Here is a 13,399-nt window from a genome sequence, read left to right as displayed (position 1 = left end):
GTGGTTGCTCGCGCAGTTCCTCCCCCAGCCTTCGGCCGGGGGGACCCCCAGCGCCCCTTCGGGGCGCGTGAGTGACCGTAGAATTCACCCGTGGCTGGACGGATCAATGACGAGGATGTGAAGGCGGTACGGGACGCGGTCCCGATCGACGCCGTCGTGTCCGAGTACCTCCAGCTGCGCAACGCGGGCGGCGGGAACCTGAAGGGCCTGTGCCCGTTCCACGACGAGAAGTCGCCGTCCTTCCAGGTCAGCCCGAGCAAGGGACTCTTCCACTGCTTCGGCTGCCAGGAGGGCGGCGACACCCTCACCTTCGTGATGAAGGTCGACCACCTGTCCTTCTCGGAGGCGGTCGAGCGGCTGGCCGCCCGCGCCGGCATCACCCTGCGCTACGAGGAGGGCGGGTACAACCCGTCCCACCAGCGCGGTGAGCGCATCCGCCTGGTCGAGGCGCACAAGATCGCCGCCGTCTGGTACGCGGAACAGCTCGCCGCCGGCCCCGAGGCCGAGACCGGGCGGGTCTTCCTCGCCGAGCGCGGCTTCGACCACGCCGCCGCCGTGCACTTCGGCGTCGGCTACAGCCCGCAGGGCTGGGACCACCTCACCCGCTACCTGCGCGGCCAGGGCTTCACCGACAAGGAGCTGCTGACGTCCGGGCTGTCCCAGGAGGGGCGGCGCGGGCCCATCGACCGCTTCCGGGGCCGCCTGATGTGGCCCATCCGGGACATCGGCGGCGAGGTCGTCGGCTTCGGCGCCCGCAAGCTCTACGAGGCGGACAACGGGCCCAAGTACCTCAACACGCCCGACACCGCGATCTACAAGAAGTCCCAGGTCCTGTACGGCATCGACCTCGCCAAGCAGAGCATCGCGAAGGCCAGCCGCGCGGTCGTGGTCGAGGGCTACACCGACGTCATGGCCTGCCACCTGGCCGGGGTGACCACCGCGATCGCCACCTGCGGTACCGCCTTCGGCGGCGAGCACATCAAGATCCTGCGGCGGCTGCTGATGGACAACGGCTCGGCCCGCGTGATCTTCACCTTCGACGGCGACGCGGCCGGGCAGAAGGCGGCCCTGCGCGCCTTCGAGGACGACCAGAAGTTCGCCGCCGAGACGTACATCGCCATCGCCCCCGACGGCATGGACCCCTGCGAGCTGCGCCTGGCCAAGGGCGACGAGGCGGTCGCCGACCTGACCGAACCCCGCACCCCGCTCTTCGAGTTCGCGCTCCGCCAGATCGTCGCCCGCTACGACCTGGACACCCCCGCGGGCCGCGCGGCCGCCCTCGACGAGGCGGCGCCGGTCGTCGCCCGGATCAAGAACAGCGGCGCCCAGCACGAGGTCGCCGTGCAGCTCGCCGGCATGCTCGGCATCCTCGACACCCAGTTCGTGGTGAAGCGGGTGGCCCAGCTGGCCCGCTGGGCCCGCGAGAAGGGCGGCGGCCGGACCTCCGGCCAGGCGCGCGGTCCGCAGCAGCCGTCGTACGACACCGGTGCGGGCCGTCCCGCCGTCTCCGGGCCCGCCCTCAACCTCCGCAACGCCGTCTTCGCCACCGAACGCGAGCTGCTGAAACTCGCCCTGCAGCGCCCCGAGCTGGTCTCCCCGGCCTTCGACGCGTACGGCATCGACGAGTTCACCGCCGAGCCCTACGCGGCCGTGCGCCAGACGATCATGGAGGCGGGCGGCGCCGAGTACGGTGTGCAGGACCCGCAGGAGTACCTGGTGCGGGTCCGCGAGGCCGCCGCCGACGACGCGGTCCGGGCGATGGTCACCGAGCTCGCCGTCGAGGCGATCATGCGCCGCACGGTCGACGAGAACTACGCGGGCGAACAACTCGTGACCGTCCGCCGCAGAGCCGTCGACCGCCGCATCCACGAGATCCAGATCACCCTCACCCGCCTCGGCAGCGGCGGCGACCCGGCCCAACTCGCATCCGTGCAGAACGAGTTGTGGGTGCTCCAGCAGTACGGGCAGGCACTGCGCGAGCTGGGCCCGACCGCTCTCTGAGCCCCGGCCGGCCGGCAGGATAACCGCGCGGTCACGGACCGGACGCAAAAAGTCACCGCACGCCCCTCGTGGCGGCGATGTGTCTTACCCCACACTGGGGGCGGTGCCTGAGTCCTCGGAGCGCGGCCGGCCCGTCCCGGACGGGTCCCACACCCCCGCCGTTCCACTCATCGCGTACGGGACGGACAGCGGCGAGGCCGTCGTCTCCGCCCCCGAAGTACCGCTGCCGTACCCCCTGGCAGCGATCATCCTGGAGGTCGCCCCCGTGCAGACCCAGACCCTGACCCAGACGGACAGCAGCAGCACGCTCACGGACGAGCCGGAAGCCGATACCGGCGGCCATGCCGGCGTGCCCCCGCAGAGCCGGGCCGCGCTGCACCCCGAGACCGAGCCGGACGGCCCGCCCCCGGAGGAGCTCGCGGCCGACGCCCCCGACACCGAGCCGGAGCCCGAGCCCGCCGGGCCGCGGGCCGCCGCCCGCGCCGACACCGGCGGACCCTCCTCGGACCTGTTCCGCCAGTACCTGCGGGAGATCGGCCGCATCCCGCTGCTCACCGCCGCCGAGGAGGTCGAACTCGCCCGCCGCGTGGAGGCCGGCCTGTTCGCCGAGGAGAAGCTGGGCAGCACCCCCGACCTCGACAGCGAACTGGCGCTGGACCTGGACCGGCTGGTCGTCATGGGCCGGATGGCCAAGCGCCGCCTCATCGAGGCGAACCTGCGGCTGGTGGTGTCGGTCGCGAAACGGTACGTCGGCCGCGGCCTGACCATGCTCGACCTGGTCCAGGAGGGCAACCTCGGCCTGATCCGGGCCGTGGAGAAGTTCGACTACGCCCGCGGCTACAAGTTCTCGACGTACGCGACCTGGTGGATCCGCCAGGCCATGTCCCGCGCCCTGGCCGACCAGGCCCGCACCATCCGCGTCCCCGTGCACGTGGTGGAGCTGATCAACCGGGTCGTCCGCGTCCAGCGCCGGATGCTCCAGGAGCGGGGCTACGAGCCGACGGCCGACGAGGTCGCCGCGCACCTGGACCTGGCGCCGGAGCGGGTGGGCGAGGTACTGCGTCTCGCCCAGGAACCGGTGTCCCTGCACGCCCCCGTCGGCGAGGAGGACGACGTCGCCCTCGGCGACCTCATCGAGGACGGCGACGCGGCGAGCCCGGTCGAGTCGGCGGCGTTCCTGCTGCTGCGGGAGCATCTGGAGGCGGTGCTGTCGACGCTCGGGGAGCGGGAGCGGAAGGTCGTCCAGCTCCGGTACGGGCTGGCCGACGGGCGGCCGCGGACGCTGGAGGAGATAGGGCGGATCTTCGGCGTGACGCGGGAGCGGATCCGGCAGATCGAGTCGAAGACGCTCAACAAGCTGCGGGATCACGCCTTTGCGGATCAGCTCCGGGGCTATCTGGACTGACGCCGGGTGCGGGTGCGTGGGGGCTGCTCGCGCAGTTCCCCGCGCCCCTAAAAGCCTAACTGCGGGCAGTCGTGCCGCTGGGGCGGCACGGGTGGGCGCTGGGGGTCCCCCCGGCCGAAGGCTGGGGGAGGCACCCTGCAAGCGCCGGTAAGCGTCCCCCCCCGTGCCCAGCCCCAGCGCCGGGTGACGGCTCAGTCCACCTCGGCCACCGCCTGCGCGAACTGCGCCTTGTACAGCCGCGCATACGCCCCGTCCGCCGCCAACAGCTCGGCGTGCGCGCCCTGTTCCACGATCGAACCGTTCTCCATCACCAGGATGGTGTCCGCGTCCCGGATCGTCGACAGCCGGTGGGCGATGACGAACGACGTCCGCCCGTCCGCCAGTTTGGCCATCGCCTTCTGGATGAGGACCTCCGTACGGGTGTCGACCGACGACGTCGCCTCGTCGAGGACGAGGATCGTCGGGTCGGACAGGAACGCGCGCGCGATGGTGATGAGCTGCTTCTCACCGGCGCTGACACCCGTGCCCTCGTCGTCGATGACCGTGTCGTAGCCGTCGGGGAGCGTACGGACGAACCGGTCCGCGTGGGCCGCCCGTGCCGCCTCCTCGATCTCGCCGCGGGTGACCTCGCGCGAGGCGCCGTACGCGATGTTGTCCGCGATGGAGCCGCCGAACAGCCAGGTGTCCTGGAGCACCATGCCGATCCCGGAGCGGAGTTCGTCCCGGGACATGTGGCTGATGTCGACGCCGTCGAGGGTGATCCGGCCGCCGGAGACGTCGTAGAACCGCATGAGGAGGTTCACGAGCGTCGTCTTGCCGGCGCCGGTCGGGCCGACGATGGCGACCGTGTGGCCCGGTTCCACCGTGAGGGAGAGGTCCTCGATGAGCGGCTTCTCCGGGTCGTAGCGGAAGGAGACGTGCTCCAGGGCGACCCGGCCCCGCAGTTCGGCGGGGCGCTCGCCGGGGACCGGGTCGGCCTCCTGCTCCTCCGCGTCGAGGAGTTCGAAGATCCGCTCGGCGGAGGCGACACCGGACTGCACCAGGTTGGCCATGGAGGCGACCTGGGTCAGCGGCATCGAGAACTGCCGGGAGTACTGGATGAAGGCCTGGACGTCACCGATGGACAGGGCGCCGGACGCGACCCGCAGACCGCCGACCACGGCCACCAGCACGTAGTTCAGGTTCGACACGAACATCATCAGCGGCTGCATGACCCCGCTGTTGAACTGCGCCTTGAACCCGGCCTCGTACAGCGCGTCGTTCTGCTCGGCGAACTGCTGCGCCGACTCCTCCTGCCGGCCGAACACCTTCACCAGGGTGTGCCCGGTGTACATCTCCTCGACGTGGGCGTTCAGCTTGCCGGTGGAGCGCCACTGCTGCACGAAGTGCGGCTGCGAGCGCTTGCCGATGCGGGTGGCGACCAGGAAGGACAGCGGCACGGTGACCAGGGCCACCAGGGCGAGGATCCAGGACACCCAGAACATCACCGCGAGCACGCCGATGATGGTGAGCAGCGAGTTGATGAGCTGGCCCATCGACTGCTGGAGGGTCTGGCCGATGTTGTCGATGTCGTTGGTGGCGCGGGAGAGCACCTCGCCGCGCTGCCGCTTGTCGAAGTAGGAGAGCGGCAGCCGGGACAGCTTCGCCTGGACGTCCTCGCGCAGCCGGTACATCGTGCGGTTCACGGACCGGTTGACGAGCCGGGTCGCCACCGCCATCAGCAGACCGGCGACGAGGTACGTGCAGAGCGCGAACAGCAGGACGTCGCCGACCTGGCCGAAGTCGATGCCCTTGCCCGGCGTGAAGTCGGTGGACCTGAGCATGTCGGCGACGGTGTCCTGGCCGCGGTCGTGCATGCCCTGCAGGACCTGGTCCTTGGTGGTCCCGGCGGGCATCTGCTTGCCGATGACGCCGGCGAAGACCAGGTCGGTGGCCCGGCCGAGGATCTTGGGGCCGATCACGTTGAGGGTGACGCTCGCGACCACGCAGAACAGCAGCAGGTAGATCGTGAGCTGTTCGGGTTTGAACCGGGCGAGGAGCCGTTTGCCCGAGTTCTTGAAATCCAGCGAACGCGAGTCGGGGCCGCCCCCGGCCATCATGCGTCCCATGGGCCCGGCCATCAGGCAGCCTCCGCTTCCGTCAGCTGGGAGAGCACGATCTCCCGGTAGGTCTCGTTGCCGGCCATGAGCTCATGGTGGCGGCCGGTGCCGACGACGCGTCCCTCGTCGAGGACGACGATCCGGTCGGCCTCCCTGATGGTCGCCACCCGCTGGGCGACGATGACGACGGTCGCCTCGGCCGTCTCCTGGGCGAGCGCGGCGCGCAGGGCGGCGTCGGTCGCGTAGTCGAGGGCGGAGAAGGAGTCGTCGAAGAGGTAGATCTCCGGGCGCTGCACGAGCGTACGGGCGATGGCCAGGCGCTGGCGCTGGCCGCCGGAGACGTTCGTACCGCCCTGGGCGATGGGCGCGTTCAGCCCGCCCTCCAGCTTCTCCACGAAGCCCTTGGCCTGCGCCACCTCCAGCGCGTGCCACAGCTCCTCGTCGGTGGCGTGCGGGTTGCCGTAGCGCAGGTTGGTCGCCACGGTGCCGGCGAACAGGTACGGCTTCTGCGGGACCATGCCGACCGTCTGCGCGAGCAGCTTCGGGTCGAGGCCGGAGACGTCCTCGCCGTCCACGAGGACCTGGCCCTCCGTGGCGTCGAAGAGGCGCGCGACGAGCCCGAGCAGGGTGGACTTGCCGCTGCCGGTGGAGCCGATCACGGCGGTCACCTCGCCGGGCCGGGCCACCAGGTCGACGGCCTTGAGCACCGGCTCCTCGGCACCCGGGTAGCGGAACCCGGCGGCCCGGATCTCCAGATGGCCGTGCCGGCGCAGCTCGGTGACCGGCGCGAGCGGCGGGACGACGCTGGACTCGGTGTCCAGGACCTCCTCGATGCGCTCGGCGCAGACCTCCGCGCGCGGCACCATCATGAACATGAAGGTGGCCATCATCACGGACATCACGATCTGCATGAGGTAGGCGAGGAACGCAGTCAGGTCGCCGATCGCCATCTGGCCGCTGTCGATGCGATGAGCACCGAACCACACCACCGCGATCGACGAGACGTTCACCGTCGTCATGACGATCGGGAACATCAGCGCCAGCATGTTGCCGGTGGCCAGCTGCATCTCGGTCAGGTCCTGGTTGGCCTTCCCGAACCGGCCCTGCTCGTACTCGTCGCGGACGAACGCGCGGATCACCCGGTTTCCGGTGATCTGCTCGCGCAGCACCCGGTTCACCGTGTCGAGCCGCACCTGCATGGCCCGGAACAGCGGCCGCAGCCGCCGCACGATCAGCGTCACGCTGATCCCCAGCACGGGTACGACGGCGACCAGCACCCCGGACAGCGGAACGTCCAGGCCGAGGGCGAGCACGATGCCGCCGACACACATGATGGGCGCCGACGCCATCAGGGTGAACGCCATCAGGACCAGCATCTGGACCTGCTGTACGTCGTTGGTCGTACGGGTGATGAGCGAGGGCGCCCCGAAGTGACCCACCTCACGTGCGGAGAAGGACTGCACCCGGTCGAAGACGGCGGCGCGCACGTCCCGGCCGAGCGCGGACGCGGTCCTGGCGCCGTAGTAGACGGCACCGACGTTGCACACCACCTGAGCGAGCGAGATGCCGATCATCAGGGCGCCGAAGGACAGGATGTAATCCGTGTCACCCTTCACGACGCCGTTGTCGATGATGTGCGCGTTGAGCGTGGGCAGGTAGAGAGTGGCGCAGGTCTGCAGGAACTGCAGCAGCACCAGGATGGAGATGGGTTTCCTGTAGGGCCTGAGATAGGTCCGCAGAAGTCGTATGAGCACGCTACGTCTCTCGGAGTCGGCGGTGGGGTGGGCGGGGGTCGCCTGCCCGGAGGGCGGGGTGTGTGCCCTAGGCCCCTATCGTCCGACACTCCACCCGCGTTACCTCAACCGATTTACCCGACAGCGGACGCACGGGGGCGCACCCGACCGTACGCTTCGCGTGGTTTACGCCCGGAACGCCCCCGGATGGATCTGCTCCCGCACCGAGACGAACTGCTGCCGCACCGCCTGCCCGACCGCCAGCTCGTCCCCCGGCTCCAGCACCTGCGCCGCCGCGCCCTGCCACACGGGCGCCGTGCGCGGGTCCAGCGTCCCCTGCGAGACCCCGAGCGCCCAGGCCGCCTGCCGGGCCGCCCCGATCGCCGCGTAGTCCGCCGGCTGCGGTACGACGACCTGCGCGCCGAACAGCATCGGCGCCGCCGCCTGCACGGCCGGCAGCTCGGCGGCCTGCCCCAGCAGGAAGATCCGCCGCACCTCCACACCCCGGCCGCGCAGCACGTCCAGGGCGTCGGCGAGCCCGCACAGCATGCCCTCGAAGGCGGCCCGCGCCAGATGCTCCGCCCTCATCGACTCCCGGCGCAGCCCGGCCAGCGTCCCGGCGGTGTGCGGCAGGTTCGGCGTCCGCTCGCCCTCCAGGTACGGCAGCATGACCAGCCCGTGCGAGCCGGGCGTGGACTTCATCGCCAGGTCGGACAGGGCCTCCAGATCGGCGAGCCCGAGCAGCTCGGCGGTGCCGCGCAGCGCCCGTACGGCGTTGAGGGTGGTGACGACCGGCAGGTGCATGCCGGTGGCGTCGGCGAGCGAGGTGATCATCCCGGAGGTGTCGGCGAGCGCCTCGGTGTGCACGGCCATCACCGACCCCGAGGCGCCGAGCGACACCACGGCGTCCCCGAACCCGAGCCCGAGACCGAACGCGGCGGCCATGGTCTCGCCGGTCCCCGCGGAGATCAGCAGCCCCTCCGGGGTGGTACCGGCGGCGTCGGACGGGCCGATCACGTCGGGCAGCATCGCCTGGTGCCCCAGGGCGAGTTCGACGAGGTCGGGCCGGTAGCCGCCGGTGGCCGCCGACCAGTACCCGGTCCCGGAGGCCCCGCCACGGTCGGTGGTCCGCCGGACCGGCCGCCCGAGCAGCTGCCACACCAGCCAGTCGTGGGCCTGCAGCAGCACGGCGGTCCGCCGGGCGTTCTCCGGCTCGGTCTTGGCCAGCCAGCGCAGCTTGGTGACGGGCTGCGCGGCCTGCGGCACGCACCCCACCGCCTGCGCCCAGGCCTCCCGGCCGCCCAGCGCGTCGAGGAGATCGGCGGCCGCGACCTGGGCCCGCTTGTCGCCGCCGACCATCGCCGGGCGGACGGTGTTGCCCTGCGCGTCCAGTGGCACCAGCGCGTTCTGCTGCGCCGACACGCCGATGGCCTGGACACCCTCCAGGAGCCCGCCGCCGGCGGCCTCGCCGAGCGAGAGCAGCCAGGCCTGCGGGTCGACGTCACTGGGGCGCGCCGCGCCGTCCGGCGTGTCGACCGGGTGCGGTGCGTATCCCTGGCGGAGCACCGCACCCGTGTCCGTGTCGCAGACCACGATGCGAGTGAAATCCGGTGAGCTGTCCAACCCGGCGACTATCCCCATGACCGAAATTCTGCCGCACGCTCCGCTGTGGTTCGGCCGACGGGCACCTTCTGGGGCGGGTGCCTTGTGCCGTACGGCGGGTGCGGGTGGGCGGGGACTGGTCGCGCCGTTCCCCGCGCCCCCAGGTCGGACGGGCTGCGCCGCGCCGGAAAGCGCTGTCAGTTGCTGCTGGTGCCCCAGTCGTCCGCGGCTGCTCCGTTGGTGTTGCGTTCACGGAGGGAGCGGACGCGGGCCGCGACCGAGTCGGGCATGCGGTCGCCGACCTTCTCGCTCACCGAGTGGATGGCCTTGCCGGCGTAGACGCGGCCCTGCTGGGCGGCGGTCTCCGCGGTGTTGCGCACCGCCGGGTTCTGGGCGACCTGGCGGGCGGACTTCTTCAGCTGCTCGTAGCGCTCTCGTCCGGCCCGCGTGCCGAGCACGTAACCGAGAGCGAGCCCGACGGCGAACGTGAGCTTGTAGCGCATGGCGGTGCCACCCTTCCGACGTGGGGGAGTACCGATTGGCGGAGCACCCCCCTGCTTGCGCTAATGTATGTGTCGCAGCGAGCGAGCGCCCCCTGGCGAATACCCAGGGAGGTACGTTCGATGCAACGAGGCATTCCTCCGTAGCTCAATTGGCAGAGCAGCCGGCTGTTAACCGGCAGGTTACTGGTTCGAGTCCAGTCGGGGGAGCTCGGTCCTCCGTAGCTCAATTGGCAGAGCAGCCGGCTGTTAACCGGCAGGTTACTGGTTCGAGTCCAGTCGGGGGAGCATGCTGAACGAGGACCCCCGCGGGGGTCCTTTTTCATGCGCGTTGCGCATCCGCGGGAACCGCCGGGCCTGCACCGATGTCCTCAAGGTCGTGAACGTCGCAGTTCGCCGACCAGCCGAAGCAGGAGATCGTATGAGCGGCTATGCTGCGGCAGACGGCGCGCACACTTGTACGCGACACGCCGCTATGGGGCGGTAGCTCAGCCGGTTAGAGCAGCGGACTCATAATCCGTCGGCCGTGGGTTCGAGTCCCACCCGCCCCACCAGTCGCTACGCAAGAAGAATCCTTCTGACCTGCGTAAACCTCTGAGCGGGGGCCATCACTCCAACGTGGTGGCCCCCGCTCGGCCGTTCAGACCAAGATCCAGTGGACGCGTAGTGGACGCGGCGCCGGATCAGTGGACGCAAGAGCCCTTCACGCCGCTTTCTGGCGCCTTCTCGGCGCCCGGCGGGAGGTCCTGCCCGTCGTCGGCAGGCCGGTCGGCAGCGTCCAGTCGTCCAGGCCCAGGGGCCGCGCGCGGGCCACTGTCAGCCGGGTGAGCGAGAAGTCGGCCCTCTGCTCCTCCGGGTAGCGGTCGTTGAAGTTCTCGACCCGGACCAGCTCCAGGTCGTTGTCGGCGCAGCGGTCGCGTATCCAGCGCACGGCGGCGTTGGCTGCGTCGTCCTGGCCTCGGCCGTCCAGGGTGATCATGCCGACGAGCTCGGAGTCCGGGCGCGTCTGTGCCCCGACAGCCCAGGAGTTGCCCGACTGCCGTGCGCCGTGGGCGAAGAGGACGGCGACATCGCCCTGCCAGGCGGTCTCGGGGATCTCTAGCGGCGTGCGTACGCGGAAGGGCACGTCGCGGGGGACGACGGCGATGACCGATTCGGCCTCGGCTCGCATCATCTCGGGCAGCACGCTGGTGTAGGTGTCGGAGGTGATCTGGCGTGAGGAGTGCCCGAGCTTCTCCTGAACCACCTTGATGTCGTTCCCGGCGAGCAGGGCCAGGGTGGCGGCGAGGTGACGCAGGTCGTGGAGGCGGACCGGCGGCAGGCCGGACAGCTCGACGAGGCGGGCGAAGCGCCGGGATATCCAGTCGGGGTGCAGTGCCTCGCCGTTTTCCTGGGTCCACACGCGGCCGCTTTCGACGTAAGCCTCTCCCCACTCCTGGCGCTTGTGCTCCTGCTTGGCGCGGAAGCTGACGAAGTTGTCGCCGGATTCGAGGCTGAGGGACAGGGTGCGGACGCTGTCGGCCTTCGGGGCTTCGCCGTAGAGCTTGTAGGCGACTTCGACGATCTGCTGGGAGATGCGCAGCCAGAGGGCGTCGGTGCTGACCTCGGTCCAGGGGAGTGCGGCCATCTCCCCGCGGCGGGGGCCGAGGAAGATGAACGAGTGCCACAGCTCGTAGAGCCAGTCGTCTTTGACGAAGTCGAGGAACTGGCCGGTGAGCTCGGGTGTCCAGACCATGACCGGTCCGGGCTTCTCGCCGGTGCGCTTCCAGTGCTCGATGCGCTCGGGAGTCCAGACGAGCGGTTTGGGCCGGGTGGCCGGTGGTAGTTCCACGAGACGTGCCCAGTTCTTGGTGAAGGCCGACTCGCGCTTGATCCCCCAGGCCAGGGCCGAGGAGAGGGTGTCGTTGATGCGGTGCATGGTCGCCGGGGAGGTGACCTTGCGCAGGCCGCGGCGGCCCTCCCGTAGCGCCTTGTTGGCCTCCAGGAATGCCTGCCGGTAGGGGCGGCGTTCTTCTCGCTTGGCGTAACCGGCGGTCCTCACCCAGGTCCGGTGGGCCTCGTCGCGGGCCGTCTGGAGTTCTTGTACGCGGAGCTGGTGAAGGATCCGTTCCGCGTTCTCCTTCTCGATCGCGTCGTACATGCGGTCGAGGTGACGGACTTTGAGGTCGCGGCGCTGGATGTGGCCGAGGTGGGGGATGAGGTAGTTGTTGATGTGCTCTTCGTAGCCGTGGCGGGTGGTGCGGGCGAGGGACTTCTTCGCCTTGAGCCACCGGAGGAAGAAGTCGCCGCACTTCTCGTCGGAGAGGATGTCCGTGCCGGCCGAGGCGGCGTCGTAGAGTTCCTTCGCCTTCTTCTTGGCGTCGTCCAGCTTGGCGAAGCCACCACGGCGTACGCGCTGCCGGTCGCCGTTCTCGTCCGGCTCAGCCTCGAAGTAGAAGGCCCATGTACCGTGGCCCTTCCCCAGCTTGGGGCAGGTGGTGCCGATGGATCCGATCTTCGGGGAACCGTCTGGGTTGAGTTTGGGGTTGCCCTCCTTGTCCTTGAGTGGTCCCTTGCACTGGCATCGCCGGTAGTAGCTCGGCGCGAACATTCGACCCCCTGCCTTCGACTGGCCTGCAGCAGCCGTGGTCGTGCGTGTTGTGCGCGATCTTTTTTGATCTTGCTGGTGCTGTCGGACGCTGAGGTAAAGTCGGCGTCCGAGTTGGCGCGGGGGAGATTGCGACCAACGACATGACTGCTCAGCAAGCGGGTGGGCGAGCTTCGGCCGGAGTGATGGGGCTGGAGGAGCTGCTGGCCCTTCCGGCCACGGTCAACGTGGTGACTGCCGGTCGGGCCCTTGGGATCAGCCGTGACAAGGCTTACGCCCTGATCCGGAGCGGGACCTTTCCAGTTCGGACGCTCGCGCTGGGCGGCAAGACGCGGGTGCCGACGGCGGAGCTCTGGAAGGTGCTCGGCGTGGACGGCACCGGCGCGTAGCCGCTTCCTCACGTCTCTGTGGCATATGCCGCCTTGCCGGTATGTGGCAGCACTTTGCAACAGTGTGACCTATCCCCCGTTAGCATGGGAGGTATACCGGGGTCGGAGAAGGCTGGGGAGTTTCTGTGCCGAGGTTGTACGGGTTCGCGGGTACCACGTTCAGGAGAGCGAAGGATGACGAAGTATCGCCGCTGAGGGAGGCTGCCAACCGGCGTGAAGCCGGCCAGCCCTACGAGGAGATCACGGGCTGGATGAACGCGGAAGGCCATCGCACAACCCTGGGCGGCGAGTGGCGGCCTCATGTCCTAGCCGCGGTTCTGGATCACCCGGCCATCGCCGGACTCTACGAGGACGCGGACGGCAACCTGCTGCCCTCTGGGGGGCTGGAGCTGATCTCACCCGAGCAGTTCCGGAAGATCCGCCAGATGCGGCCGAAGCATCAGCCGGACGCGGATCGGGCACCGCAGCGGGAGTACATGCTCAGTGGCAAGCGCACGGTGTGCGGTCTGTGTGGCCACGCCCTGAGTGCTGCTCCGTCCAACGCTGGCAGCCGCGGCCACCGCTGCAAACCGAGCACTCGGACGCGTCCCGGCGGCTGTGGGGGCGTACGGATCAACGCAGATCTGCTGGAGACGTACGTCGGTGAGCACGTAATCGCCGAGTTGTCGAAGCCAGGAGTCCGCGACCTGGTGGAGAAGGCCCGCGAGCAGGCTGAGCGTGAGGCAGCCTCGCTCCGGGTGCGCGTCAACGATGACCGCGAACGCCAGCGTCGTCTTGGCGAGGACTATGCGAAGTCACGCGACATGTCCTTGTCCGCCTTCAAGGCGGCGGACAAGGAGTTGTCCGCGCAGATCCGCGAAGCCAGGGAGGAACTGCTCTTCCTGGAACAGGCCGCGCGCGTGAACATCGGTGGCGTCTCAGACCTCGTGAAGTGGTGGAAGCACGCTCCCGTCGCCTCCAAGAGGGCGCTGACGTTCCTGTTGCTGGAGCAGATCGCTGTCTATCCAGGGGGCCGGGGATCGCGCACGGTGGACGCCAACAGGGTGCGTCTGACCTGGCGTACGTGGGGGTGATCCCCGGGGC

Annotated in this window: 9 protein-coding genes and 3 tRNA genes; 7 read left to right on the top strand and 5 right to left on the bottom strand. The window is 69.8% G+C overall.

The window, feature by feature from the left end; all coding sequences use genetic code 11:
• Positions 1-90 precede the first annotated feature (90 nt).
• Positions 91-2,001, top strand: a complete 1,911-nt coding sequence (dnaG, locus tag ACIQVL_RS05465; RefSeq protein WP_403474491.1) for a DNA primase — start codon at positions 91-93, stop codon at positions 1,999-2,001.
• Between the two features lie 103 nt (positions 2,002-2,104).
• Entirely contained in the window at positions 2,105-3,406 is a 1,302-nt protein-coding gene (locus ACIQVL_RS05460; protein WP_403427920.1) for a sigma-70 family RNA polymerase sigma factor, read from the top strand.
• Positions 3,407-3,597: 191 nt separating this feature from the next.
• Here the strand turns inward: ACIQVL_RS05460 and ACIQVL_RS05455 are convergent, their stop codons facing one another.
• From ACIQVL_RS05455 to ACIQVL_RS05440, 4 genes are all read right to left on the bottom strand, one after another.
• Entirely contained in the window at positions 3,598-5,526 is a 1,929-nt protein-coding gene (locus ACIQVL_RS05455; protein WP_403427922.1) for an ABC transporter ATP-binding protein, read from the bottom strand.
• Positions 5,526-7,259: an ABC transporter ATP-binding protein gene (locus ACIQVL_RS05450; RefSeq protein WP_403427924.1), complete on the bottom strand. Its 1,734-nt coding sequence runs from the start codon at positions 7,257-7,259 to the stop codon at positions 5,526-5,528. The genes ACIQVL_RS05455 and ACIQVL_RS05450 overlap by 1 nt, the downstream gene beginning before the upstream one ends.
• A gap of 165 nt (positions 7,260-7,424) precedes the next feature.
• Entirely contained in the window at positions 7,425-8,879 is a 1,455-nt protein-coding gene (locus ACIQVL_RS05445) for an FGGY family carbohydrate kinase (protein ID WP_403427926.1), read from the bottom strand.
• A gap of 158 nt (positions 8,880-9,037) precedes the next feature.
• Positions 9,038-9,343, bottom strand: coding sequence for a YtxH domain-containing protein (locus tag ACIQVL_RS05440; RefSeq protein WP_403427927.1), 306 nt, complete (start codon positions 9,341-9,343; stop codon positions 9,038-9,040).
• A gap of 134 nt (positions 9,344-9,477) precedes the next feature.
• On the opposite strand from ACIQVL_RS05440, the gene ACIQVL_RS05435 reads away from it, so the two are divergent.
• The 3 genes from ACIQVL_RS05435 (at position 9,478) to ACIQVL_RS05425 (ending at position 9,894) form a co-directional block, all read left to right on the top strand.
• Positions 9,478-9,550: transfer RNA gene (locus ACIQVL_RS05435), tRNA-Asn, on the top strand.
• Between the two features lie 5 nt (positions 9,551-9,555).
• Positions 9,556-9,628: transfer RNA gene (locus ACIQVL_RS05430), tRNA-Asn, on the top strand.
• A 189-nt stretch (positions 9,629-9,817) separates the two neighbouring features.
• Positions 9,818-9,894: transfer RNA gene (locus ACIQVL_RS05425), tRNA-Ile, on the top strand.
• 149 nt (positions 9,895-10,043) lie between these two features.
• Here ACIQVL_RS05425 and ACIQVL_RS05420 read toward each other — a convergent pair.
• Positions 10,044-11,930 (bottom strand): tyrosine-type recombinase/integrase, encoded by a 1,887-nt coding sequence (locus ACIQVL_RS05420; RefSeq protein ID WP_403474490.1) that lies wholly within the window; start codon positions 11,928-11,930, stop codon positions 10,044-10,046.
• A gap of 182 nt (positions 11,931-12,112) precedes the next feature.
• Here ACIQVL_RS05420 and ACIQVL_RS05415 point away from each other — a divergent pair, with 182 nt between their 5' ends.
• Entirely contained in the window at positions 12,113-12,316 is a 204-nt protein-coding gene (locus ACIQVL_RS05415) for a helix-turn-helix domain-containing protein (protein WP_403474489.1), read from the top strand.
• A gap of 125 nt (positions 12,317-12,441) precedes the next feature.
• Positions 12,442-13,389 carry a recombinase zinc beta ribbon domain-containing protein gene (locus tag ACIQVL_RS05410; protein ID WP_403474488.1) on the top strand — a complete coding sequence of 316 codons (948 nt, stop codon included), beginning with the start codon at positions 12,442-12,444 and terminating at the stop codon, positions 13,387-13,389.
• The last annotated feature ends 10 nt before the right edge of the window (positions 13,390-13,399 follow it).

Source organism: Streptomyces sp. NPDC090499 (genome assembly GCF_044769305.1).
GTDB lineage: Bacteria > Actinomycetota > Actinomycetes > Streptomycetales > Streptomycetaceae > Streptomyces.
Note: the sequence above shows the minus strand (reverse complement) of the source record. Positions and strands in the feature narration are given on the sequence as shown.

What these genes read in the sequence shown, in the direction of transcription:
- ACIQVL_RS05455 (WP_403427922.1), bottom strand. Translation starts at nt 5,526, where the DNA reads ATGGCCGGGCCCATGGGACGCATGATGGCCGGGGGCGGCCCCGACTCG.
- ACIQVL_RS05445 (WP_403427926.1), bottom strand. Translation starts at nt 8,879, where the DNA reads ATGGGGATAGTCGCCGGGTTGGACAGCTCACCGGATTTCACTCGCATC.
- ACIQVL_RS05440 (WP_403427927.1), bottom strand. Translation starts at nt 9,343, where the DNA reads ATGCGCTACAAGCTCACGTTCGCCGTCGGGCTCGCTCTCGGTTACGTG.
- ACIQVL_RS05420 (WP_403474490.1), bottom strand. Translation starts at nt 11,930, where the DNA reads ATGTTCGCGCCGAGCTACTACCGGCGATGCCAGTGCAAGGGACCACTC.
- ACIQVL_RS05415 (WP_403474489.1), top strand. Translation starts at nt 12,113, where the DNA reads ATGGGGCTGGAGGAGCTGCTGGCCCTTCCGGCCACGGTCAACGTGGTG.